The organism is Bradyrhizobium sp. Rc3b (assembly GCF_900114915.1).
Taxonomy (GTDB): Bacteria; Pseudomonadota; Alphaproteobacteria; order Rhizobiales; family Xanthobacteraceae; genus Bradyrhizobium.
The window spans coordinates 572,236-595,689 of the sequence record NZ_FOUS01000002.1 but is presented as its reverse complement, the minus strand read 5'-3'; the positions used below and the strand labels follow the sequence as shown (position 1 = coordinate 595,689).

The following is a 23,454-nucleotide window of genomic DNA, read 5'->3' as shown; positions in this document are numbered from 1 at the left end:
CTAGTCTCGCGTCTTAAGGACCGCGACGAGGTCCAGGTTGTCGATGCGATGGCGGATGACCGCCGCGGAGGCGATGGCGGCCAGCACCACCACGGATGTGGCGACGACGTAGGTCGAGTGCTCGACGACGAGGCGGACGCGCATCAGTTCGCCGGCGAGGTTCGTCTTCATCACCCACGCCAGCCCGTAGCCCATCAGCCAGCCTGGCGGTTGCGCGACCAGCGTCAGGATCGCCAGCTCGAGCAGCAGGATCCGGAGGACTTCGCCGCGCGTGAAGCCGAGCACGCGCAAGCTGGCCAGCTCGCGGGCGCGTTCGGAGAGCGAGATCCGGGCGTTGTTGTAGACGACGCCGAACGCGATCACGGCGGCGAGCCCGGTGTAGATGCTCGCCATCGTAGTGACGAGGAGCGCCACGGTCTTGCGGAAATTCGCCAGCGATACGCGCTGCAGCGCCACGCCGCCGACCGTCGGCATGGACTTCACCGCCGCGTAGAAGTCCTCCTTGCGGTTCTCGTCGAGGCTGAGGTTCACGCTGTTCACGACGGGGGCCTCGCGCATCAGCTTGCGGAGCGCCTCGATGTCCATCATGCCCCTGATGCCGAAATAGTCCTCGACGGTCGCCACGATCGGCATGCTGACCGTGCGACGGGCGCCCTCAAGCAGATCGACCTCGACCGTATTTCCGGCCCTCACCCCGAGGATATGACCGAGCATGGCCGAGATGGCGAGACCGGTCTCCGGAAGCGCGACCGGCCGGAGGTCGGCGTCGATGATGCGCCGCAGATCGGCACCGGCGGGCCGGCCGCTGATCGTGATCCTGCGTTCGACGTTGCCATGGCGGATCCGGACGGGCACCTCGCGGAGCGACTCGGCCGTCAGAACGCCCGGCAGCCGGTTCACCTGTTCCACGACGTTCTCGATCCGCTTCTCGGCGAAACCGATGGTCACGTCCTGCCGGTCCGCGAGGAAGTAGGTCAGGTCGATCAGTTGCTCCATGGTGTCGCGCGTGAACAGCGAGACGACCAAGATGGCGGTCGCCAGCGCCATCCCAAGCGTGGTGAACGCCGCCCGGACCGGGTGTCGGGCGATGTTGCGGATCATCATCAGCGCGGGCCGCGAGACGATCTGATCGAGTTGGACGCTTGCCGGGAGCAGCCGCCGGTACACAGGAGGGGCCGGTGGCTGCATCGCGACGGCTGGCGGTAGCTTTACGACCTCGCGAAGCGCCCGCAGCGCGCCGATTGCGGCGGCGGCCGCGCTGAGCGCGCCGGCGGTGACGTACAGATCCGGCGCCTTCGCGAACACCAGGAAGGGAAAGTGGAAGAAATCCCCGAACAGCGCGGTGACGCGATATCCGAGCCACGTGCCGACGACGCCGCCCAGAATGACTCCGATGACGACGATCAGCGCCACGAACTTGAAGTAGTGCAGCACGATGCTGCTGTCGGCGTAGCCCAGCGCCTTTAGGAGGCCGACCTGCTCGCGCTCGAGCGCGACCAGCCTGGTCAGGGTGAGATTGACCAGGAACGCAGCGACCAAGAGGAAGATCGGCGGGAGGGTGCGGCTCATGTTGTTGAGCATGTCGAGCTCATGATCGAGCCAGGCGTGCGAGGTCTGGTCCTTCCGGCCATGAGCCGCCTGCCCGCCATAGGGGTCCAGCAAGGCATCGAGCCGCGAGATCACCTCGCGTTCCGAAGCGCCGGGCTGCAGCTTGACCGACACGGCCGAGAAGGCCCCGTCGAGATCGTAGACGCCGGCGAGCGCCTTCTCCGACATCCAGACGATCGCGTAGCGGCGGTCGTCCGGCATCAGGTCGCCGGGCCCGACGGTGTAGACGAACTCCGGAGACAGGGCGGTGCCGACGATGACGACCTCGCGCTTCTTGCCATTCAGGATGGCCGAGAACCGCGCCCCTTCCGAGAAACCGTGAGCCCGAGCGAACGGCTCGTTGACGACGACCTCCTCTGTCCGGCCCGGCTCCGGAAGCCGTCCGGAACGCACGTAGAGCCGATTGAGATGCGGCTCGCCGCTATCGGGCAGCGAGACGAACCAGGCGCTGGCGGGCTCGGAAAAGGCGGGAATGTCGAGCAACGCCGGTTTGGCGATGCGGGCGTCGACCGCTGCGACGCCCGGTATCTCGCCGATCCTGTCGGCGAGCGCCTCGGGCGCCCGCTTGGCCTCGGCGAACACATCGCCGAAGCCGTAGCGTTCGTAGTACGCGATCCGGGTCTCCTCCAAGGAGCGATGCGAGCCGACCGCGAGCACTAGCGTCGCGACGCCGCCTCCGACGACCAGCGCGACGGCAAGGACCTGCGCCCAGAGCCGCCTGACGTCCCGGAACAGCTTGATGTCGAGCGTGCTCATGCCTCACCAGACGAGTTCGGCGGCTTCCCGCCGAGTCTCGTTCTTCCGGACGCCGGCGATCCGGCCGTCTGCGAAGAACAGCACCCTGTCGGCGACTTCCTGGATGCTGGCGTTGTGGGTGATGATGACGGTTGTCGTGCCGAGTTGCCGGTTGACGCCGAGCAGCGCCTCAATGACGCGAATGCCGGTTTTCGAATCCAGCGCGCCCGTCGGCTCGTCGCAGAGCAGCACCGCCGGACGTTTCGCGATTGCGCGGGCGATGGCGACCCGCTGTTGCTCGCCGCCGGATAGCTGGGCGGGGAAGTGATGCATCCGTTCGTCCAGGCCGACCAGTGCGAGTGCGTCGGCAGGCCGCATCGGGTTCTTGGCGACCTCGGTGACCAGCGCGACGTTTTCGTACGCCGTGAGGCTTGGCACCAGATTGTAGAACTGGAAGACGAAGCCGACGTGGTCGCGGCGATACTTCGTCAACTCGCGGTCCTCGAGATCCGTCAGGTCCAGATCGCGGAAGAACAGCCTGCCGCTGGTCGGCCGGTCCAGACCGCCCATGATGTTGAGCAACGTCGTCTTGCCGCTGCCGGAGGGTCCGAGCAGCACGACCACTTCCTTCTCGGCGATTTCGAGGTCCACCTCGTTGAGGGCATGCACCTTCACCTCGCCCGAGACGTAGGTCTTCGTCAGGCCCTTCGCGGTGAACACGGTGTCGCTCATGGCTGCCCTTTCGGGAAGGGATTGTCGGCCGGATCCGCCGCTCCGGTATTGACGTAGGTCAGAGTCCTGAGCGCGCCTCCGGAGCAACGGCGGATTCACGGACGAACGTCGCGATGCTCGCCGCCCAGACGAGCGCCATGGCGAGCAGCAGCCACTTGAAATCGGAATGGATCATGAAGTTGACCGCGGCCATCAGGCCGATCGAGAGCCCGCCGGCGATTCCGGCGCCGGCCGCGGCGACCGACCGATGGTCCCGGAACGATGTCCACGCCAGCGCGAGCGCGAGCACTCCGGTGGCGGCCACGTAGCCGCCCATGACCCGAAATACGTGCGTGAGCCACGATGTCAGCCGAGGCCCGATCGACTGCAATTCGGCCGGCGTCAGCCTCATGTACCTGATGTCCTCCGGCAGCAATGGTGGCCGGAGGACTAGGAAGTAGATGCCCACACCTACCAGCAGGATGCCGGATATGACCAGGAGAACCGAGGATGGACGCCAGCGTGTGTCGGTCATCGTCGCCGCCCCGGATCAGCCGTGACGATACGTGCTGCCGGTCGAGCCCTGCCCGAAAACTCTGCTCAGGCGCGGCAGGAAGCCCGGCACTTCAGTGGCGTACTTCGCGTAGGCCTCGCCGAACTCCGACCTGGCGTCCCGCTCCTCGTCCTTCGCAAGCTTCACGTACATGATCGTCAGCACCGGAAACATCGCCAGCGTGAGGATCGTCGGCCACTGTAGCAGGAAGCCGAACATCACCATGATGAAGCCGACGTACTGCGGATGGCGCACGTAGCTGTAAGGGCCTGTGGTCGCCAGGCTTCGGGTCTGTTGCGCGTCGTACAGAACGCGCCAGGCGGCGGAGATCAGGATGAACCCGGCGCCGATGAAGATGAAGCTGAGGATGTGGAATGGTCCGGCGTGTGGATTGGCCGTCCAACCGAACATCATCTCGAGCAGGTGACCGGCATCATGCGAGAACCAGTCGACGTTCGGGTAGTGCGACTGCAGCCAGCCGGACAGGAAGTAGATGGTGAGCGGGAAGCCGTACATCTCGACGAACAGCGCCACCAGGAACGCGCTGAAGGCGCTGAAGGAGCGCCAATCGCGGGAGGTCTGCGGCTTGAAGAAGCTGTAGGCGAACAGGATGAACACCGCCGAGTTGACGATGACGAGGCTCCAGAGGCCGTAGGCGGGCGCGGTATCGTGCATCACACGCTCCTCGAGTCGTTCGGACGAGCGCCGCCGTGATGGTGGCCGTGTCCTCCGTGCATGAAGAAGTGCATCAGCGGGCAAGCGAGAAGCGGCAGCCAGATCAGCAACCCGAGCACGTGGGCCCTGTGCTCGGTGAACAGCAGCGCGCCGGCGATGGCCAGGAATCCGATCAGGACGAGGCCGGCCTTGGCCTTGGTGGACATGCCCTCCGGAGGGCGCTCTTGATACCCTGGATGATCCTGTACCGACATCGGCAAGCTCCTGTGCTTTGGGGAGCTTAGGCGCGCCGTTGCCATCATTGTTGAGCCAGATCAACCGGAACTCTCTGGTCAGGAACTTTCGCGTACGCGCTCCATTGCTCCCCGATGAACCAACCGGAGCGCCGGCGATGTCCTATGCCCGTTTCGCCGCGATGATCGCGGTTTCGACCATCGTGATGTACGGACTGATGTACCTGAACACGTGGGCCCTCGATCACGTGTTCTTCAGCCAGACTCGCGCCTGGATGGCCCTACTAATGGGTGCCGTGATGGCCGTCATCATGCTCGGCTTCATGTGGAGCATGTACAAGGACTCGAGGACGAACGTGGCGATCGTGCTGGCGGCAGCCGTCGCTTTCGCCGGGTCGCTGTGGCTGGTGCGGAGCCAGGAAACGGGGGCGACGTCTCCTACATGGAGGCCATGATTCCGCACCACTCGATCGCCGTCATGACGAGCGAACGGGCCCACATCAAGGATCCGAGGGTGCGCAAGCTCGCTGACGGGATCATCGAGGCCCAGGTCCGGGAGATCGGCGAGATGAAGCAACTGATCGCCGATCTCGAATGCAAGCCGGCACCCGGCGACGCCAAGGACCTGCCTGCCCGGCCGGCGAAATAAGGAGTGCCGCGCTACCTGGTCAGCCTAGCTGACCGAGGCTATTTGGGCGGCTTGCTGCCCGGCATTCCCATGCCCGTCGTAGCGCCGCCGCGCATCGCCGACATCATCGGCATCATGCCCATCTGAGGCGCCAGCACCTCGTCAGCAGCCTTCTTCTGCTCGTCGGAAAAGCTGCCGACGAGGTTGGCGAGCGCCGACTTCATCGCACGGGTGCCTTCGAGGCGTGCCGCCAGCCATTTTTCCTGGAGCGTCAGCTTTTGGACGAGGTCCGGCGATCCGGTGCTCTGTTGCGCCATCATCATCGAATCGCGCATCTCTCCCAGCGTCTTGGCATTGATCCGCAGCGCGTCGGCGAACGCGTTCCAGGCAGACGCCTGAGAGTCCGTGATCTTGAGCTCGGTCCGGAGGAACGCGATCCGCCCCTCCACGCGATCGATCGTCTCCATCCCATCGCCAGACTGGCGCATCATGCCCATCATCCGCATCATGTCGGGCATCTGCATGTTGCCGCCCATCATGCCTTGCGAGGGGCTGGCACCGCGGGGCATCTCGGTGGGAGCGGCCGGCTTTCCCGCGGGGGCTTCCTTCTGATCCGGATGATGGCCCTCATGTTCGGACGGCGACTGTGCCCAGGCAGAATACCCGAGCGTCGTGACGAGAAGTGCGGCGAATGTGAGTGCGCGCATGACAAGCTCCCAGGCGCTGTGATTGCTCGGAGTAGAATGACTCGCTCTTGCGGCAGGCGGCTTGATGCGCGTCAATACGTCCGGAGGGCCGCGACTCGGCGCTTCCATCGATGAAGGTTGATCCAGATCAACTACGTAGCGGGGCAGAGCTTCGAAACTGGCGACCGCCTAAATCGAAGGTTTAAGGACTCGCCGGGTCTTGCAACAGGTCAATATGGCTGACACCCATTCGACTTCCATCGCTCACCTCCCCTGGTGGTTCGCCGCGGGTCCTGGGGAGACCGACGTACTGCTGATCGGGATGGCAGCATTCCTTGTGGCGTTCGTCTTCATGTTCGGCGTTCTGATGTTGCGGCTGCATCATTTGCCGGAGCACATCGCTCAGAAGGGACAAAAGATCCAATATCAGATCGTCGCGACGTTGGGTCTCCTTGCGATGTTCACGCACTACAACTTGCTCTGGATCGCCGGCCTGCTGCTGGCCATGATCGATCTTCCCGATTTCACGGGTCTGCTCGACGGAATAGCTGGTTCGGTCAAACGCATCGCCTGGCGCAGAACATCGGGCAGCCAAACCCGAACTTCTTTGCTCGATGGCGTTGAGCGAGTTTGAGGTGCGTCAAGGACGATGCTGGCCAGTTCTGATGGAATGTTTCCGTCCTCAACCGGGAGAACGGACATGATCACCAAGACACTGCTCGCCGCCGTTACGGCCGCCCTAATCGCGCTCCCTGCCATGGCGCAAACTGCGGATAAAGAAAAGAACGGCCACCACTACAGTGGCGGTCCGAAGACCGAGGTCCCCCACCATATGGGTCCCAAGGAGACGGTCGGCTCCTCCAAGACGACGACCTCAGGGGGTCACCACTACACGGGCGGTCCGTCGACATCGAATCCGCATCACATGGGCGACAAGGACAAGTGACCTTTTCCGGCGCGGCTGTGCCGGTCCGTCAGTCGGGCCGCTGCGGCCGTTGCCGGCGCAAGGCCCTTGCTGGGCCGCGCTGGTCTTGAACTAGCTGCCGTGCTTCGAGAGCCAGCTCTGTAGCTCCTTGATCTCGGTCTCCTGCTCGCTCGTTCCCTTTTCCGCCATCTTCCGGATCGTCGGATCCTTGGTCTCCTTCAGGACGACCTTGTTCATATCGATGGCACCCTGGTGGTGAGCGATCATCATCTTCACCCAGGCCTTGGTCGGGTCCGGATCCATTCCCTTCTGCATGTCCGCGTTCATCTTCTCCATGGACGGCTTGTAGGGATCCGTGGCCGCGTCCTGCGCGAAAGCCTGAAGCGGAACCGTGGCGAGAGCCGCAACGACGAACGCGCGGGCGAGCAGTTTTGTCGACATGTCGATGTCCTCGTCTGATCGGTTTCACACGGTCCCAACCGCACAGTGTCCCGGCAGTTCCTGTCCAGACGGGCGGCTACGTGATCGCCTGCTTTCCGACGAAACGCATGAACTGCCGTTGACCCTCGGGGCCGAACAGGACGACCGCGTAGGGCTGCGGCCTTCCTCCCTCCATGCCCGGCGATCCGACCGGCATTCCCGGCACTGCGATGCCCCGTGCGTTCGGCCTGTCGAGCAGGAGGCGGCGGACGGCTTCGGCCGGGACGTGTCCTTCGACGACGTAGCCGCCGATTTCTGCCGTGTGGCAGGCCGCAAGCTGCGTCGGCACTCCAAGGCGGGCCCGGATCGCGTCCAGGTCCGACGCCTCCTCCACGCGCACATCGAACCCGGACTCCCGCAGGTGCTGCACCCAGCCGGTGCAGCAGCCGCAGTTCGGATCCTTGTGCACGGTTATCGCGCGGTCTTCCGCCAAAGCCGAGGCAGCAGGTCCCGTCAGCGCCGCTGCGGCGAGTAGCCCGATGAGAGAGCGGCGTGTCATCTGAAAGTGCGTCATAGCCAGCCTCCTTTCACTTGACCGTCACGTGGCCGGTCATGCCGTATTCGCGATGATTGGGGATCAGGCAGGAGTATTCGAAGGTCCCCGGCTTCGTGAACTTCCACACGATCTCGGCGGTCTTCTTAGGCGCCACGCGCACGCCGTTCGGCTCGTCGTGCTCCATGTGCGGATGCTTCTTCATGACGGCGGCGTGCGCCAGGTTCTCCTTCGTCGTCGCCAGAAGGAATTCGTGGTCCTCGGTCCCCACGTTCCGCAGCACGAAGCGGATCTGCTCGCCGCGCTTCACCTCGATCTTGAAGGGATTGTAGTCCATCTCGCTCATCTCGATTTCGATGGTGCGCGACGGCTTCGCCGGATCGCCGGGCTCGCCCGCCGAGTAGGATTCGTGCTGTCCGTGTCCGTGGTCGTGACCGAGAGCGGGAAGTGCGCTCACCGAGGCCGCAGCGAGGGCGACGGTGGCAACCAAGATAGCTTTCTTCAAGTCGTGTCTCCTAACGATGGTGGTGACGGTGCTGTTGTGCCGGCGCGTCGGACGAGTACCCACGCAGTTCGGCGTATTTCGCCAACTGCGCCTGGTCGAGGATCGCCGCGGTGAGCAGGTGGTACTTGAGATGAGCCTGGCGGAGTTCGCCCTGCGTCTTTGAAATCGCCGCCGTCGCCGCCCCCAGACTATCCGCAGTGATCGTCCTGCCGGCAAACTGCCTGTCCAGATCGGTCTCCTGCTCGATCAATCGGTTGCCGATCGGGGTGGTCTCCGATTTCATCGCGGAGAACATGTTCTGGACCTTGCCGCGCTGATCGGGACTCAATTCCAGCCGGTTCGCAAGCTCCAACACGTGCGAGGGCCCAGGGTAGCCGTTGAGTTCAGCCGCTAGTGCGAGCCCCATTCCTCGCCCAGCCTTCAGGTCGGCGATCTGCTGGTCGGAAAGCGCCTTGATCTGCCGCGATTGCATTCCGGCGTAGGGCGTCTGAGCCCATACGATAGCCGGGGCCAGCAGGGCTAGAACTAAAACGACGACCTTCATGGCGACCTCCATCCTCTTCTATTCGGCCGCCTGGGCGGCAACGCGCGTTCCACTTTGGGTTTCGCTTGCTCGTTCTTCGGCCTCCGACCGTTCGCCGGGCGGTAATCCCCGCTCCTTCGCCAGTCCGAAGATCGCCGGGATCACGATGAGTGTGAGCAGCGTCGACGAAGTCATGCCGCCGATCATCGGAACCGCGATGCGCTGCATGATCTCCGATCCGGTCCCGGTGCTCCACATGATGGGCAGCAGGCCCGCCATGATCGCGACCACGGTCATCATCTTCGGGCGGACGCGCTCCACCGCGCCCACCATGATAGCGTCGTGGAGATCGCCGCGCGTGAAGACCCGCCCCTCCGTGCTGCATCTGGTCTTCATCTCGGCCAGCGCATGATCGAGGTAGATCAGCATCACGACGCCGGTCTCGGCGGCGACGCCGGCGAGCGCGATGAAGCCGACGGCGACGGCGACCGACAGATTGAAGCCGAGCCACCACATCATCCAGATGCCGCCTACCAGTGCGAACGGCAGCGACAGCATCACGATCAGGGTCTCGGTCATGGCCCGGAAGTTCAGGAACAGCAGCAGGAAGATGATGGTGAGGGTCACGGGGACCACGATCTTCAGGCGCGCTGCGGCCCGCTGCAGGTATTCGTACTGGCCGCTCCAGACCACGTAGTAGCCGGCGGGAAACTGGATGCTTTGGTTGACCGCCGCTTGCGCGTCCGCGACGTAGCTGCCGATGTCGCGATCCCGGATGTCGACGTAGATATACGTCGCGAGCTGACCGTTCTCGGTCCGGATCGAGGTCGGCCCGCGCGCAGGCTCGACCTTGGCGACCTCGCCAAGCGGCACGGCGCCGCCGGCCGGCATCGGCACCAGCATGTCGCTGGCGATGGCCTTCGGATTGTCCCGGAGATCGCGCGGGTAGCGCATGTTGACCGTGAAGCGCTGCCGTCCTTCCACGGTGGTGGTGACCGTCTGGCCGCCGAGAGCGGCCGCGATGGTGTCCTGCACGTCTTGGACCAGAATCCCGTAACGGGCGAGCGCCTCACGGTCGGGGACGATCTCGAGATAGTACCCGCCGATGCCCCGCTCGGCATAGGCCGACGAGGTCCCCGGCACCGCTTTGATGACGCGCTCGATCTGCTTGGCCAACCGGTCGATCTCGACGAGATCGGTGCCCATGACCTTGACGCCGATGGGCGTACGGATGCCCGTCGACAGCATGTCGATGCGGGCCTTGATCGGCATGGTCCAGGCGTTGGAGACGCCCGGGAACTGCAGCGCCTTGTCCATCTCGGCGATGAGACTGTCGACCGTCACGCCGGGGCGCCACTGCTCCTTCGGCTTCAGGTTGACGATGGTCTCGAACATCTCGGTCGGGGCCGGGTCGGTAGCGGTCGCCGCCCGTCCAGCCTTGCCGTAGACCGAGGCGACTTCCGGGAAGGACTTGATGATCCGGTCCTGCATTTGCATCAGTTCGGCCGCCTTCGTCACGGAGATGCCGGGCAGCGTCGTCGGCATGTAGAGCAGCGTGCCCTCGTTCAGGGTGGGCATGAACTCGGTGCCGAGCTGCCTCGCCGGCCAGATCGTGACGGCGAGCACGGCCACGGCCGCCAGGATCACCAACGTCTTCGCCCGCAGCACGCCCTTGATCACCGGGCGGTAGATCCAGATCAGGAACCGGTTGATGAAGTTCCTGTTCTCCGGAACGATCGTGCCGCGGACGAAGATGACCATCAGGGCCGGGACCAGGGTGACCGACAGCAGAGCCGCAGCGGCCATCGAGAACGTCTTGGTGAACGCCAGCGGGCTGAACAGCCGCCCCTCCTGCGATTCCAGCGTGAAGATCGGCATGAACGACACGGTGATGATCAGCAGGCTGAAGAACAGTGCCGGCCCGACCTCGGAGGCCGCATCGATCAGAACTTGCACGCGCGACTGATCGGGCTTCGCCCGTTCGAGGTGCTTGTGGGCGTTCTCGATCATGACGATGGCGGCGTCCACCATGGCGCCGATCGCGATCGCGATGCCCCCGAGGCTCATGATGTTCGAACCCAACCCCAGCAGCTTCATAGCGCCGAACGCCATCAGCACGCCGACCGGGAGCATCAGGATCGCGACGAGCGCGCTGCGGACGTGCAGCAGGAATACGATGCAGACGAGAGCGACGACGATGCTTTCCTCGAACAGGGTATGCTTGAGGGTGTCGATGGCCGCGTAGATGAGGTTGGAGCGGTCGTAGACCGGCACGATATCGACCGATTTCGGCAGGCTGCTCGCGATCTCCTTGAAGCGCCTCTTGACGTTCTCGATGACGTCGAGGGCGTTGACCCCGAAGCGCTGCAGCACGATGCCGCTGGCGACCTCGCCCTCGCCGTTCAGCTCGGCGATACCCCTGCGCTCGTCCGGACCGAGCTCGACGCTGGCAACGTCCCGCAGCAGCACCGGGGTGCCGTTGCTCGTCTTCAGTACGATGTTGCCGAGATCGTTGATGCTCTTGATGTAGCCCTTGCCGCGGATGACGTACTCGAATTCCGCGAGCTCGACGGTGCGCCCGCCGACGTCGGCGTTGCTGGCGCGGATGGCTTCCCGGATCTTCTGCATGCTGATGCCGCGGTCGCGCATCCGCTGCGGATCGAGCACCACGTTGTACTGCTTGACGAAGCCGCCGATGCTGGCGACCTCGGCGACGCCTTCGGCCTTGGCCAGCGCGAACTTCAGATTCCAGTCCTGGATCGTGCGGGTGTCCGCCAGGTTCAATTCTTTGGACACGACCGCGTACTGGTAGACCCAACCGACCCCCGTCGCATCGGGACCGATGGTCGGGGTCACGCCCGCTGGCAGCCTTGACGCGGCGCTGTTCAGAAATTCCATGACGCGCGAGCGCGCCCAATAGATGTCGGTGCCGTCCTCGAAGATCACGTAGACGAACGACACGCCGAAGAACGAGAAGCCGCGCACCACCTTCGATTTTGGCACCGTCAGCATCGCGGTCGTCAGCGGATAGGTGACCTGATCCTCGATCACCTGCGGCGCCTGGCCGGGATACTCGGTGTAGACGATGACCTGCGTGTCCGAGAGGTCCGGGATCGCGTCCAGCGGAAGGTGGATCAGCGCGTAGAGGCCGGCGGCAGCAGCGAAGCCGGTGCCGAACAGCACCAGAAGCAGGTTGCGGGCCGACCAGGCGATGATGCGGGCGATCATTTGTGCTCTCCCATCGCGTGGGCAGGTGCGTCGGAGGCTTGGGGCGCGGTCTCGGCAAAGCCCTTCAGCGCCGCCTTCAGATTGCTTTCCGCGTCGATCAGGAAGTTGGCCGAGGTGACCACCGCCTCGCCGTCGGCCAGGCCATCCCGCACCTCGATGTAGCCGCCGCCGCGCTGGCCCAGCTTCACTTCGCGCGGTTCGAAGCGACCCTGGCCCTTGTCGACGAGGACGGCCTGGCGGCTGCCGGTGTCAAGCACTGAGCTATCCGGCACCGCCAGCACGGGCGCCGAGTCGTCGGTGCCGATGTCGGCATCGACGTACATGTCCGGAAGAAGGGCGAAGTCCGGATTGGCGAGCTCGATCCGGACGCGGGCGGTCCTAGTTTCCCGGTTCACCTGGGGATAGACAACCGCGATCTTCCCGGAGAAGGTTCGGCCCGGGAAACTGCGCGCGCGGATCGTGACGGGTTGACCCACCGCGATGCCGCCCAGGTCCCTTTCGGCCACATCGACCAGGGCCCAGACCAGCGAGATGTCGGCGACCCGGAACAGCACGTCGCCGGGATTGGCGCGCATGCCCTCGATCGCGTTGCGCTCGAGCACGATGCCGTCGCGCGGCGCGGACCACTGCACGGTCACGGGGGCGACGTGGGACTTCTCCATCTCGGCAATGACCTGTTCGGGCACGTCGAGATTGATCAGTCGCTGCCGTGAGCCCCGGCCGTAGGCCTCGATCCCGCCCGTGGTTCTGGAGGTGATCGTCGAGAGATACTCCGCGGCGGCGGACGCCACTGCCGAACTGTAGATCTGCATCAGCGGTTGGCCGGCCTTGACGCGCGTGCCGGTGGTGACGTCGGCGACCTTCTGCACGAAACTCTCGGCGCGCATGACGATCACTGACACGCGGCGCTCGTTGAGTTGGATCGTCCCCGGCGCCTTCACGGAGACCCGGATCGGGCGCCGCTCGACGGGTTCGGATTTCACGCCGGTCCGCTGGATCTTGCCCGGCGACAGCTTCACGGTGCCGTCATCGACCTCGTCGCCTTCGTAGACGGGGACGTAGTTCATGCCCATCGGGTCCTTTTTCGGCACCGGCGAGGTGTCGGGCAGGCCCATGGGATTGCGGTAGTACAGGATCTTGCGCGACGCATCCGCCTGCTGCTTCGGCTTCGCCAGGGCGGCTGCGGCCTGATCGTCGTCATAGACCGGCAGGTAGTCCCGCCCGCGGTCGTCCTTCTTCGGACCGGCCGACCAGCGCGGCACCCCTTCCGGATCGCGATAGTAAAGCGGAGTTCGGGCCGAGGCCGGTGCCGCCGCGATCGCCTCGGCGTGCACGGACGAGTGTTCGCCGGCCCAGTACCAGTGGCCGCCCACGGCAAGGCCGGCCGTCAGTGCGAGTGCCGTCAGAAGACGCTGCGTGTTCATGGCGTGATCCCGCGCGCCCGGGGCGCGCATCCATGTGAATGGGAAAGAGGAGTGCGGGCGCCGTCTGGCGGCGCCCGCAGGCTCACTTCGTCGCCTTGACGATCACCTTGCCGGTGACGGTCTCGGCCTCGCCCTGCACCTTGGCGGAGAGCGTCACCTGGTAGCGGCCGGCCATCGGCAGGTCCGTCTTGAAGGCGTAGACGCCGGGCTCTTTCGAGGGCAGCGGCGCGACCGCGGATTCCATCTCGGCCATGCCGTCGGGAGCCATGTCGACGCGGGTCTTGAAGATCACCGCGTCCGCCACCGGCTTGCCGGTCTGCTTGTTGGTCAAGCGGACGGCGAGCGTGACGTCGTCGCCCTTCTTCATCTCCGGATTGACGGGCTCGAAGGCGTAGTCGCCGGCGCCCGCCATGGCGGCCGAAGCGGCAAGCGAAAGGGTGGCGGCGACAGCCGCGGTCGTGAAATTGGAAAGCATTGTCCTGTCCTCATGATCTGATCTTTCGCCGTGGCGCATGGAGCGCGCACGTCAGTCGTCTGCGCGAGCAAGCGTGCGCGCGCGCCGGGTTTTGCGAGATCAGCTTCGAGGAGGTCGGAAGGGCGGACTACCGGTGCGGTAGGAGAGGACCTGGTCGGCGGGGATGAGGATCTTGCTCGTTGCGACGGATAACAGCCGCAGCGCGAGGGGGTGGACGTCGCTGAGTGCGAGAGCTCCGCCGATGCAGCAGAGCCCCATCCCGCACTTGTAGCCATCCTTGTGCGAGGTCGATCCCTTCATGTCGTCCGGACAGCAATCGTCCATCGACATGTCGCCGTGATCGGCCATGTGCATGACGATCTGCATGTCGTCCGACGGCATCGCGTGACCGACGGCGGCCGACGCACCAAGCGGCAGCATCGCCAGCGAGGCGGCGATAGCAAATGCCAGGATGGTACGGACGAACCGCATAGTGATTGATTTACCTCTCGGGCCGCAGCGCGGCTTGAGTAACATATTCCGGGGCTCGGCGCAGTCTTTGATCCGGCTCAAGCATCCGTGGCTACGCTATGGTTACCTATCCACCCGACCCACGACGTCCATCAGTTCCGCGATCTTCCGACGCTGGTCGACCTTGTCGCCGCTATGGATCGCGTGTTCCACGCAATGGGCCACGTGATCCTTAAGGATTTCTTCTTCCACCCGCCGAAGCGCGGAACGGACCGCCGAGATCTGCGTGACGATATCGATGCAGTACCGGTCCTCGTCGACCATCTTCGCGAGCCCGCGAACCTGGCCTTCGATGCGGTTCAGGCGTTTCTGACAGGAAGCCTTGATATCGTTTCTCATGCTCCTAATATACCCCCCCAGGGTACTTTCCGCAAGATGGAGTCTCAAATGGACGCGCAGCACAGCCAGAAATCCGGAGAGGCGCGCGGAAGCTGCTGCGGGCATTCGCATCCGGCGGCCCATGACCATGCGGCACACGCTCACCATCACGATAATGCTGCAGGGACTGCAGTGGATCCGGTCTGCGGGATGAAGGTCGACCAGGCGACCGCTCGCCAGAAGGTCGAGCACGGCGACCAGACCTACTATTTCTGCTCGGAGCGCTGCCGCACCAAATTCGAGGCTGACCCCGCCAAGTACGTCCATGGAAAGGCGCAGCAGGCGCCGCCCGCCAAACTGCCGGAAGGCACCATCTACACCTGTCCGATGCATCCGCAGATCCGCCAGGTCGGGCCGGGCAATTGCCCCATCTGCGGCATGGCGCTCGAACCGGAAGTCGCGAGCGCGGACACTGGTCCGAACCCCGAGCTGGTCGATATGTCCCGCCGGTTCTGGGTGGGTCTCGCGCTTTCCGTTCCGGTCGTGATCCTCGAAATGGGCGGTCACCTCATCGGCGGCCACGGTTGGATCGACCAGACGCTTTCGAACTGGATCCAGTTGGTCCTCGCGACGCCCGTCGTGATCTGGGCGGGATGGCCGTTCTTCGTCCGCGGCTGGCAATCGGTCCTGACGCGCAATCTGAACATGTTCACCCTGATCGCGATGGGCACCGGGGTCGCCTGGGTCTACAGCATCGTCGCCACCGTCGCGCCTGGCATCTTTCCGGCCACGTTCCGAGGTCACGACGGCGCCGTCGCCGTCTACTTCGAGGCGGCCGCGGTGATCACCGTTCTGGTCCTCCTCGGACAGGTGCTTGAGCTCCGGGCCCGAGAAGCGACCTCCGGCGCGATCAAGGCACTCCTCGACCTCGCGCCGAAGACGGCGCGCCGCATCCGGGCCGACGGCACCGACGAAGAAGTCGAGATCTCTGCCCTGGAGGTCGGCGACCGGCTTCGTGTTCGCCCCGGCGAGAAGGTGCCGGTCGACGGCGAGATCGTCGAGGGGCGGTCCTCGCTCGACGAGTCGATGGTGACCGGCGAATCCATGCCCGTCAGCAAGGACGTCGGCGGCAAGGTCATCGCGGGCACGCTCAATCGCTCCGGCGGCTTCATCATGCGCGCCGAGAAGGTCGGCAGCGACACCATGCTGTCCCAGATCGTGCATATGGTCGCGCAGGCGCAGCGCTCCCGCGCGCCGATCCAGCGCCTGGCCGATCAGGTGGCCGGCTGGTTCGTGCCCGCCGTAATCGTGATCGCAATTGCTGCGTTCGCCGCGTGGGCGGTCTACGGTCCGGAGCCGCGTCTGGCCTTCGGCCTCGTCGCCGCCGTCAGCGTCCTCATCATCGCGTGTCCCTGCGCCTTGGGACTCGCCACCCCGATGTCGATCATGGTCGGTGTCGGGCGCGGCGCCCAGGCCGGCGTGCTCATCAAGAATGCCGAAGCGCTCGAGCGCATGGAGCGCATCGACACGCTGGTCGTCGACAAGACGGGCACGCTAACCGAAGGAAAGCCCAAGGTCGTAGCCGTCAAGCCCGCAGAGGAGTACACGGAAGCCGAGGTGCTGCGGCTCGCCGCCAGCGTCGAACGCGCCAGCGAACATCCGCTTGCAGATGCGATCGTCAACGAGGCCAAGGATCGGGGCATCCAGACGACCGATGTGCAGGACTTCGACTCGCCGGTGGGCAAGGGCGCGCTCGGAATCGTCGAGGGCAAGAGAGTCCTGCTCGGCAACGCCGCCTTCATGCGTTCGCAGGGAGTGGAAACTTCTGCAATGGAGGCAGAGGCGGAGCGGCAGCGCGGCGAAGGCGCCACCGTCATCAACATGGCCGTGAATGGCAAGCTCGCGGGCATCATCGCCATCGCCGATCCCGTGAAGGGCTCCACGCCCGAGGCGCTGCGGGACCTCGCGGCGGACGGCGTCAAGGTGATCATGCTCACCGGAGACAACCGGACCACGGCTCAGGCGGTCGCGCGTAGGCTGGGCATCGCCGACGTGGAAGCGGAAGTGCTGCCGGATCAAAAGAGCGCGGTGGTCGCCAAGTTGCAGAAGGAAGGCCGGAACGTCGCGATGGCGGGCGATGGCGTGAACGATGCGCCGGCGCTGGCGGCGGCCGAGGTCGGCATCGCGATGGGGACCGGCACGGACGTTGCGATGGAGAGCGCCGGCGTCACCCTGCTCAAGGGCGACCTCACTGGCATCGTTCGGGCGCGGCGGCTGTCGCGGGCGACCATGAGTAATATTCGACAGAACCTGTTTTTCGCGTTCGCCTACAACGCGGCTGGAATTCCGATCGCGGCCGGCGTGCTCTATCCGACCTTCGGCCTTCTGTTGTCGCCGATCGTGGCGGCCGCGGCGATGGCCCTCTCTTCGGTGAGCGTGGTCGGCAACGCGCTGCGGCTGCGGAGTGCGCGGGTTTGATCGCAGAGAGACCTGCATCTCGGAACCGTCAGGAAAACTTAAGACATGGGAACTCTTAAAGGTCCGCGACGCCACCTCGGATTGGGCGTTGAACTTCAAGTCGGGATTGGCTAGAAGGCCGGCAATTGGTTTGCGGCTCCCTCGGGGGCCGCATTCGTTTTGGAGTTGGGCGAGCTGAGGTTTCCGCTACGGTTTCTGCTACAGAGCTTGAGCCGAATGCAATAACCTTCTGATAACACTAGCGATTTCGCTGGTCTCGCTCTAACCGCTCGAAGGGAGCGGGACAGCTGATGATGGCCTTTGTGCTGATAGCCTTGATCGCCGGCGCTGCGTCGGCCCTGATGTTCGCCTCGATCATTTCGGGCGCGCTGATCTCGCTCGTCCTGTTCTATCTCGCACCGCTGCCGCTGATGGTCGCCGCGATCGGCTGGGGACCGCTTTGCGCAAGCCTCGGCGGCATCGCTGCTGCGATCGGCCTCGGTGCCCTGTTCGGCCTGCCCTATTGCATCGCATTCGCCCTCACCGTCGCGCTGCCGGCGTGGTGGCTCGGCCATCTCGTGCTGCTCAGCCGTCCTGTGGGAAAGGTTGCCGTGGGACATGTCGCGCCTGACGCCACCGCGCCCGCCGAGCCCGAGCTCGAATGGTATCCGGTCGGCCGCATCCTGCTTTGGCTCGCGGGCTTCGCCACGCTGACCACGCTCGCCGCCCTGCTCACGCTCGGGACCGACGCCGAGACCATCATCGGTACGCTCAGACGCGGCCTGATGCGCCTGCTCCGGGCCACCGACCCGCAAAGCTCCGGCGAAGCCGGACAGTTCGTCGACGCGCTGGTGCGGATCGCACCAGCCGGGGCCACCATCATCGCGATGATGACGCTGACCCTCAACCTCTGGCTCAGCGCCAAGGTCACGGCGACGTCGGGCCGGTTGCGACGCCCGTGGCCGGATATGAGGACGGCCGAGCTGCCGCCGATGACGCTGGTGGCGCTGTGCATCGCACTCGCCTTCTGCTTCACCGGCGGGCTGCTCGCGATCGTCGCCCAGATCACCGCGGCCGCGCTCATGATGGGCTATGCGGTAACCGGCTTTGCCGTGCTGCATACGCTCACGCTGGCACTGAAGAGCCGCACCTTCTGGCTCGGCTCGGCCTATGCCGCCGTGGTCGTGTTCGGATGGCCCGTGATCGCGATGGTGATCCTCGGCCTTGCGGATGCCGTGTTCGGCTTCCGCGAACGCTTCCTGCGCAGCCGGCAACCGCCGCCGCTGCCGACCCCTTGAGTTCAACCCGAAACCGAAACCTTACAGAGCACTTCAAAAGGAGAACGAATATGGAAGTCATTTTGCTGGAACGCGTCAACAAGCTCGGCCAGATGGGCGAAGTCGTGAAGGTTCGCGACGGCTATGCCCGCAATTTCCTGCTCAAGCGCGGCAAGGCGTTGCGCGCCACCGCCGACAACCGTGCCAAGTATGACGGCATGAAGGCCGAGCTCGAGGCCCGCAACCTCGCCTCGAAGGGCGAAGCTGCCAAGGTCGCCGAGAAGATCGAAGGCAAGAACATCATCGTGATCCGTCAGGCCTCGGAAGCCGGCCAGCTGTTCGGCTCGGTCAACGTGCGTGACATCGTCATCGCGTTCGAGGCCGATGGCGTTTCGCTCGCCCGCCCGCAGATCCAGCTCGACGCGCCGATCAAGACCATCGGCAAGCACGCGATCACCGTCGCCGTCCACCCCGAGGTCGAGGTCGAGATCACAGTGACGGTCGCGCGCAGCCAGGACGAGGCCGAACGCATCAACCGCGGCGAGGACATCTCGACCCGCAACGAGGACCGCGACGCAGCCGCCGAGGCGATCGCCGCCGCCGGCGAGTTCTTCGATCCGGAAGCCGAGCACGACGACGTCGCGCCGGCGCCGGCCGCGGAAGAGAAGTAAGCGGCTCAACTCGTCATTCCGGGATGGTCCGAAGGACCAGACCCGGAATCTCGAGATTCCGGGTCTGGCGCTTGCGCCCCATCCCGGAATGACGGGCACGATTAAGGCCCGGTCGCCTCAGGCGGCCGGGCTTTCGTTTTGGCGGCGACGTCCTCGCTCAACATCGCGATCGAGGCCAGCGCCGTTGCCGTGTGCTTCTCGACACCGCCGCTGACACAGAACACGTCGGCCGCAACCACCGACACCTGGCGGCCCGGCTTGATCACCCGGGCACGGCAGATCAGCTTCTCGCCGACCGCGGGCGACAGCAGGTTGAGCTTGTATTCCGCCGTCAGCGCCGGCTGGCCGCGCGAGGTCGCGGCTGCGATCGTCGTGGCGTTGTCGACCAGGAAGGCGGTGACGCCGCCGTGGAAGAAGCCGTGCTGCTGCAGCAGCTCCGGCCGGCGGTCCACGGCGATCGTGCAGGTGCCGCGCGACAATTCCGAGAGCTCGGCGCCGACCAGGTTCATAAAACCCTGCCGGCCGACATTGGCATGGATGTGCTCGGCGATCGGTCCAAATTCAGGATCTGCGTCGTTGCGCATGCAGCCTCTCCTTATTGTTTGTTGATGCGATCGGGCGGGACCAGCGCGCGGACTGCGCAGGCGATCAGCGTATCGGCCTCGACGCGCGGATCGGCGCGGTCGCGTCCCGACAGGAACGCACGGCAGAAGATCTGCGCGGGACCGATGAGCTGGCTGACGAACATCACCGGCGTCATCGGCAAGAGTTCGCCATTTGCAACCAGCGGCGCGCGCCAGCGCTCGATGCCATCGGCGAGCCGCGCATTCTGAGCGCGTTGGGCGTCGCGAACCTCCTCGCCCCACTCGCTCCGCGAAATCTCGAACAGGTAGCGCGCCTCGCGCCGGCTGGTCACAACCCAGTCGAGATGGGCCCGGATCAGCCGATCGATGCCCTGCTTCGCATCGGGCGCGGGATCGAGCGCCGCCAGCACCGCGGCGTGATAGTGCCGCAAGACCTCAAGAAACAGCGCACCGGCAAGCTCCTTCTTCGAGCCGAAGGCGTGAAAGAAGCTGCCATTGGAGGCGCGCGCCCGGGTGCGGATCGCGGCCACGGTCGCGGCTTCGAAGCCGACGCGGTCGAACACGATCAGCCCGGCTGCCAACAGGTCGTCCCGCACGCTCGCCGTCATCGAGACTTCCTCCTAGAGCAATACTCTAGAGCAATACTCTAGGCGTGGTCAACAATGCGGAGGCCGCGATGAAGGCGGCCTCCGCATGTCGATCAAAAAATAGCTGGCTTAGCGCGAGATAGGCGGCGTTGGCGGACCGGACTGCTCGGCCGGCGCAGCAGGTGGGGCTGCAGCGGTCGCGGGCGGTGCGGGCTGCGGCTTGGCCGCCGGTTCGGAGCTGGCCGCAGGCGCGGCCGGCTTGGGAGCAGCCTCTTCCGCCGGCTTGGGTGCGGCTGGCTCGGCAGGCTTTGCAGCCGGCGTTACCGCCGGGACCGGATCGGGCCGCAGCGCCGGAGCGTCACTGCCGCGGGGCTCGACCCTGGCGCTATCGGGCCTCGTCTCAACGGGCTTCTCGGATGCCTTGCCGCTGTCGGGCTTGGCCTCGTCGCGACCGGGCTCGACCTTCGCCGCGTCGGGCTTGGACTCAGGCTTGGATTCGGACTTGGATTCAGGCTTGGGCTCGCTCTTCTTCTCGTCAGTGGCTGGCGCGGCGGCATCGATCTTCGGCGCCTCCTCGGTGCCGGGCTTGGCGCGGCGCTTGCTCTTGCGTCCCTCGGGCGCAGCTTGTCCCTCGGGCTTCGTGCCCTCCTCGGCCGGCCGCGCAGCGCGCTTCTGGCGCGCACCCTCGGCTGCGGGAGCAACAGCCTCGCCGTCCGGCCTGGCCGCGTCCTGGGCGCGCGGGCGGCGGCCCTGATGCTCGGGATTGGTGCTCGCGTCCTTCTCCCTGGCACCGTCCTTCTTGCCGTCCTTGGCCTGGTAGCGGGTGTCGGTGGCACCGTTGGAGACGAGATAGGAGGCGAGGATGCCCGCCATGTCCGAGCTCGTGGTGTAGTGCTGGCGCAGGAAGCCCGGCAGCGAGCCCGGCGCGACGGACTTCAGAAGTCCGCGCGGGCTCTTGTGGCACGCATTGCAGGTCTGCGCGAACAGCTGGGACGGGGTTTTGCCGGCCTCGAGATTGGTCACCTGCGCAAAAACGGCATCGGCCGCGCCGAAGCCGATCAGAAGCAATACCGTCGCGAGGCTGAGCGCTCGGCTCGACATTCCCATCATCTCCATTGAATTCCGAGAGGTGCAGCCGGCGTCCGGCGCGGCGCGGTCACCTTTTATCCGATTGAGCCACGAATGGAAGCAGGCACCACGCGCAAGGATGTGATTAAGCGGTTTGCGAATATCGGCTGTGAACTCAGCGCATTAGCGTAGCCGATCCTGCCTCCCCAAATTTGGATGCAAGCGCATAGGAACCGCCGCGTCACCTGGGCGTCAGAAGTGAAGGCCGGGTTAGTCGCATCCCTTCGGGTTCGCTCGAGAGGAAGGTGTCGATGGACCTCTTGTTGCGTAGATTTCTGTCTCAATTCATCCGCCGCGGCACGATGACGGTGACCGGCTCGCGCGGATCGAAGTTCACCGTCGGCGACGCCACTGGCGAGCCGGTCGCGGTGCGCTTCGTCACCGCGGAGGCGGAGCGGAAGATCCTCGTTAATCCCGAGCTCGGGCTTGGCGAGGCCTATATGGACGGCGAGTTCGTCGTCGAGCGCGGCACCATAGCTGATGCCCTCGCGATCCTGCTCGATCAACCCGACCTATTGCCGCAGTGGGCAAAACCCTGGTGGCGCCTGCGCTATCTGACGCGGCATCTGAAGCAATTCAATCCGCGCTCGCGCTCCCGCCACAACGTCGCGCATCATTATGATCTCGATGCCCGGCTCTATTCGCTCTTCCTGGACGCTGACAAGCAATATAGCTGCGCCTATTTCGAGACGCAGGACGCGACGCTCGACGACGCGCAGCTCGCCAAGAAACGGCACATCGCCGCAAAGCTGCTGGTCAGGCCCGGCCAGCGCGTCCTCGACATCGGCTCGGGCTGGGGCGGGCTCGGGCTCTATCTCGCCGAGATCGCCGGCGCCGACGTCACCGGCGTGACGCTGTCGAGCGAGCAGTTGCAGCTCGCCAACGCGCGCGCGGCCGAAAAGCGCCTGACCGGCTCGGCCAGATTCCTGCTCCAGGACTATCGCGACGTCGAAGGCCCGTTCGACCGCATCGTCTCGGTCGGCATGCTCGAGCATGTCGGCGCCCGCTTCTACGACACCTACTTCCAACGCTGCGCCGAGCTGTTGAGCGAAAACGGCATCATGCTGCTACACGCGATCGGCCGTTCGCAGGGCCCGGACTCGACCAATCCCTGGATCGCCAAATACATCTTCCCCGGCGGCTACATCCCGGCGCTGTCGGAGGTGCTGCCGGCGATCGAGCGCGCCGGCCTCCTGGTCTGCGATATCGAGATCCTGCGCCTGCATTACGCGGAAACGCTGAAGGCCTGGCGGGAACGTTTCATGGCGCGGCGCGAGGAGGCCGTGCAGCTCTACGACGAGCGCTTCGCACTGATGTGGGAATTCTATCTGGCGGCCTGCGAGATGACGTTCCGCAAGCAGGCCATGATGAACTTCCAGATCCAGCTCACCCGGCGCCAGGGCGTGGTGCCGATGACCCGCGACTACATGCCGCGTGAAGAAGCCCGGCTGCGAGCTCGCGAACGCACGAGCAAGCCCAGGCTGAAATTGGCTGGTGAATAGATCCTAGTCTGGTGAATAGATCCTAGTGACGCAGGGTCGAAATTTGGGAGGAGCGGAAACTGGCCGTTAACGCCAGTTGCGCCCTCAGCGCGACCAGGATTTCCGGGGCGACCGGCTGGCGACGTATTTCCGGCCGTTCCGCGTGCTCCATGGCCGCAATCAGCCCTGAGAGCCAAAGCCGGCTACCTGCCTCGCTCCGCCAAATCTGGTGCTGCCGTTCTGGCCGCATCGCCTGCCTCGTTCCCTGTTGACGGATCGCGGGAGACAATTCCCTCCCCGCCTGCCTGTTCCCGTCTTACCCCCGAAAGATTCCGGGGAGATGTGATCCAATTCACATAAGTCTGGTCGGGCCTGGCCTAGACCGTCGCCATGAGCAAAGAGACCCAAACCTCATTCGACGTGCAGGACGACCTCCGCACCGATTACGCCCTGATCGTTACCGGCGTCGGGGCGGCTCTGGTTGCGCTGGTCTACCTCCTGCTGGTCTGAAGGCGAGCCCAAGGCCGCCAGCGTGCGTCATTTCGCGCGCCTCCGGATT

The 23,454-nt window shown here is 65.1% G+C and carries 26 protein-coding genes; 8 read left to right on the top strand and 18 right to left on the bottom strand.

From position 1 onward, the window contains the following. From BM190_RS06370 to BM190_RS06350, 5 genes are read right to left on the bottom strand one after another with little or no spacing between them, the layout of a single operon-like run. Complete coding sequence (locus tag BM190_RS06370) at window positions 1–2,364, bottom strand: ABC transporter permease (protein ID WP_092252848.1); 2,364 nt, start codon at window positions 2,362–2,364, stop codon at window positions 1–3. Window positions 2,365–2,367: 3 nt separating this feature from the next. Next, window positions 2,368–3,075: an ABC transporter ATP-binding protein gene (locus tag BM190_RS06365; RefSeq protein ID WP_092252846.1), complete on the bottom strand. Its 708-nt coding sequence runs from the start codon at window positions 3,073–3,075 to the stop codon at window positions 2,368–2,370. Between the two features lie 58 nt (window positions 3,076–3,133). Beyond that, a complete protein-coding gene (locus BM190_RS06360) occupies window positions 3,134–3,589 on the bottom strand; it encodes a hypothetical protein (protein WP_092252844.1) in 456 nt (151 codons plus the stop codon). 15 nt (window positions 3,590–3,604) lie between these two features. Next, on the bottom strand, window positions 3,605–4,282 hold the full coding sequence (locus BM190_RS06355) for a methyltransferase family protein (protein ID WP_177236933.1): 678 nt from the start codon (window positions 4,280–4,282) through the stop codon (window positions 3,605–3,607). Continuing rightward, window positions 4,282–4,536, bottom strand: a complete 255-nt coding sequence (locus BM190_RS06350) for a DUF2933 domain-containing protein (RefSeq protein ID WP_177236932.1) — start codon at window positions 4,534–4,536, stop codon at window positions 4,282–4,284. Before BM190_RS06350 ends, BM190_RS06355 begins: the two co-directional genes overlap by 1 nt. 137 nt (window positions 4,537–4,673) lie before the next feature. On the opposite strand from BM190_RS06350, the gene BM190_RS41865 reads away from it, so the two are divergent. Then, window positions 4,674–4,970, top strand: a complete 297-nt coding sequence (locus tag BM190_RS41865; protein ID WP_502686982.1) for a hypothetical protein — start codon at window positions 4,674–4,676, stop codon at window positions 4,968–4,970. Then, on the top strand, window positions 4,967–5,164 hold the full coding sequence (locus tag BM190_RS41860) for a DUF305 domain-containing protein (protein WP_502686981.1): 198 nt from the start codon (window positions 4,967–4,969) through the stop codon (window positions 5,162–5,164). Before BM190_RS41865 ends, BM190_RS41860 begins: the two co-directional genes overlap by 4 nt. Before the next feature lie 38 nt (window positions 5,165–5,202). Here the strand turns inward: BM190_RS41860 and BM190_RS06340 are convergent, their stop codons facing one another. Further along, window positions 5,203–5,850: a Spy/CpxP family protein refolding chaperone gene (locus tag BM190_RS06340; RefSeq protein ID WP_092252840.1), complete on the bottom strand. Its 648-nt coding sequence runs from the start codon at window positions 5,848–5,850 to the stop codon at window positions 5,203–5,205. A 199-nt stretch (window positions 5,851–6,049) separates the two neighbouring features. On the opposite strand from BM190_RS06340, the gene BM190_RS06335 reads away from it, so the two are divergent. Further along, window positions 6,050–6,463 carry a hypothetical protein gene (locus BM190_RS06335; RefSeq protein WP_143109018.1) on the top strand — a complete coding sequence of 138 codons (414 nt, stop codon included), beginning with the start codon at window positions 6,050–6,052 and terminating at the stop codon, window positions 6,461–6,463. Between the two features lie 66 nt (window positions 6,464–6,529). Continuing rightward, window positions 6,530–6,775 (top strand): hypothetical protein, encoded by a 246-nt coding sequence (locus BM190_RS06330; RefSeq protein ID WP_092252836.1) that lies wholly within the window; start codon window positions 6,530–6,532, stop codon window positions 6,773–6,775. Window positions 6,776–6,865: 90 nt separating this feature from the next. Here the strand turns inward: BM190_RS06330 and BM190_RS06325 are convergent, their stop codons facing one another. The 9 genes from BM190_RS06325 to BM190_RS06285 form a co-directional block, all read right to left on the bottom strand. Further along, window positions 6,866–7,195 (bottom strand): DUF305 domain-containing protein, encoded by a 330-nt coding sequence (locus BM190_RS06325; RefSeq protein ID WP_092252834.1) that lies wholly within the window; start codon window positions 7,193–7,195, stop codon window positions 6,866–6,868. A 76-nt stretch (window positions 7,196–7,271) separates the two neighbouring features. Beyond that, window positions 7,272–7,748 (bottom strand): DUF411 domain-containing protein, encoded by a 477-nt coding sequence (locus tag BM190_RS06320; RefSeq protein ID WP_092252832.1) that lies wholly within the window; start codon window positions 7,746–7,748, stop codon window positions 7,272–7,274. A 13-nt stretch (window positions 7,749–7,761) separates the two neighbouring features. Continuing rightward, entirely contained in the window at window positions 7,762–8,232 is a 471-nt protein-coding gene (locus BM190_RS06315; RefSeq protein WP_244550603.1) for a cupredoxin domain-containing protein, read from the bottom strand. Window positions 8,233–8,242: 10 nt separating this feature from the next. After that, window positions 8,243–8,776 (bottom strand): hypothetical protein, encoded by a 534-nt coding sequence (locus tag BM190_RS06310; RefSeq protein ID WP_092253081.1) that lies wholly within the window; start codon window positions 8,774–8,776, stop codon window positions 8,243–8,245. 18 nt (window positions 8,777–8,794) lie between these two features. After that, complete coding sequence (locus tag BM190_RS06305; protein ID WP_092252829.1) at window positions 8,795–11,983, bottom strand: efflux RND transporter permease subunit; 3,189 nt, start codon at window positions 11,981–11,983, stop codon at window positions 8,795–8,797. After that, complete coding sequence (locus tag BM190_RS06300; protein ID WP_092253079.1) at window positions 11,980–13,407, bottom strand: efflux RND transporter periplasmic adaptor subunit; 1,428 nt, start codon at window positions 13,405–13,407, stop codon at window positions 11,980–11,982. Before BM190_RS06300 ends, BM190_RS06305 begins: the two co-directional genes overlap by 4 nt. Before the next feature lie 82 nt (window positions 13,408–13,489). Continuing rightward, window positions 13,490–13,882, bottom strand: coding sequence for a FixH family protein (locus BM190_RS06295; protein ID WP_092252827.1), 393 nt, complete (start codon window positions 13,880–13,882; stop codon window positions 13,490–13,492). A 99-nt stretch (window positions 13,883–13,981) separates the two neighbouring features. Beyond that, complete coding sequence (locus BM190_RS06290; protein WP_092252825.1) at window positions 13,982–14,353, bottom strand: hypothetical protein; 372 nt, start codon at window positions 14,351–14,353, stop codon at window positions 13,982–13,984. A gap of 102 nt (window positions 14,354–14,455) precedes the next feature. Then, complete coding sequence (locus BM190_RS06285) at window positions 14,456–14,731, bottom strand: metal-sensitive transcriptional regulator (RefSeq protein WP_092253077.1); 276 nt, start codon at window positions 14,729–14,731, stop codon at window positions 14,456–14,458. 48 nt (window positions 14,732–14,779) lie between these two features. Between BM190_RS06285 and BM190_RS06280 the strand changes: the two genes are divergently transcribed. The 3 genes from BM190_RS06280 to rplI all read left to right on the top strand — a co-directional run bounded on the left by BM190_RS06280 (window position 14,780) and on the right by rplI (window position 19,115). Further along, window positions 14,780–17,188: a heavy metal translocating P-type ATPase gene (locus tag BM190_RS06280; protein ID WP_092252822.1), complete on the top strand. Its 2,409-nt coding sequence runs from the start codon at window positions 14,780–14,782 to the stop codon at window positions 17,186–17,188. Between the two features lie 290 nt (window positions 17,189–17,478). Next, entirely contained in the window at window positions 17,479–18,465 is a 987-nt protein-coding gene (locus tag BM190_RS06275; protein ID WP_092252820.1) for a hypothetical protein, read from the top strand. Window positions 18,466–18,515: 50 nt separating this feature from the next. After that, a complete protein-coding gene (gene rplI / locus BM190_RS06270) occupies window positions 18,516–19,115 on the top strand; it encodes a 50S ribosomal protein L9 (RefSeq protein WP_018317577.1) in 600 nt (199 codons plus the stop codon). A 101-nt stretch (window positions 19,116–19,216) separates the two neighbouring features. Here rplI and BM190_RS06265 read toward each other — a convergent pair whose 3' ends face one another. From BM190_RS06265 to BM190_RS06255, 3 genes are all read right to left on the bottom strand, one after another. Further along, window positions 19,217–19,699: a PaaI family thioesterase gene (locus tag BM190_RS06265; RefSeq protein WP_092252818.1), complete on the bottom strand. Its 483-nt coding sequence runs from the start codon at window positions 19,697–19,699 to the stop codon at window positions 19,217–19,219. A gap of 11 nt (window positions 19,700–19,710) precedes the next feature. Continuing rightward, window positions 19,711–20,307, bottom strand: coding sequence for a TetR/AcrR family transcriptional regulator (locus BM190_RS06260; RefSeq protein ID WP_092252816.1), 597 nt, complete (start codon window positions 20,305–20,307; stop codon window positions 19,711–19,713). 108 nt (window positions 20,308–20,415) lie between these two features. Further along, window positions 20,416–21,387, bottom strand: coding sequence for a hypothetical protein (locus BM190_RS06255; RefSeq protein ID WP_177236931.1), 972 nt, complete (start codon window positions 21,385–21,387; stop codon window positions 20,416–20,418). Window positions 21,388–21,665: 278 nt separating this feature from the next. Here BM190_RS06255 and BM190_RS06250 point away from each other — a divergent pair, with 278 nt between their 5' ends. Next, window positions 21,666–22,916 (top strand): cyclopropane fatty acid synthase, encoded by a 1,251-nt coding sequence (locus BM190_RS06250; protein ID WP_177236930.1) that lies wholly within the window; start codon window positions 21,666–21,668, stop codon window positions 22,914–22,916. Window positions 22,917–23,454 lie beyond the last annotated feature (538 nt).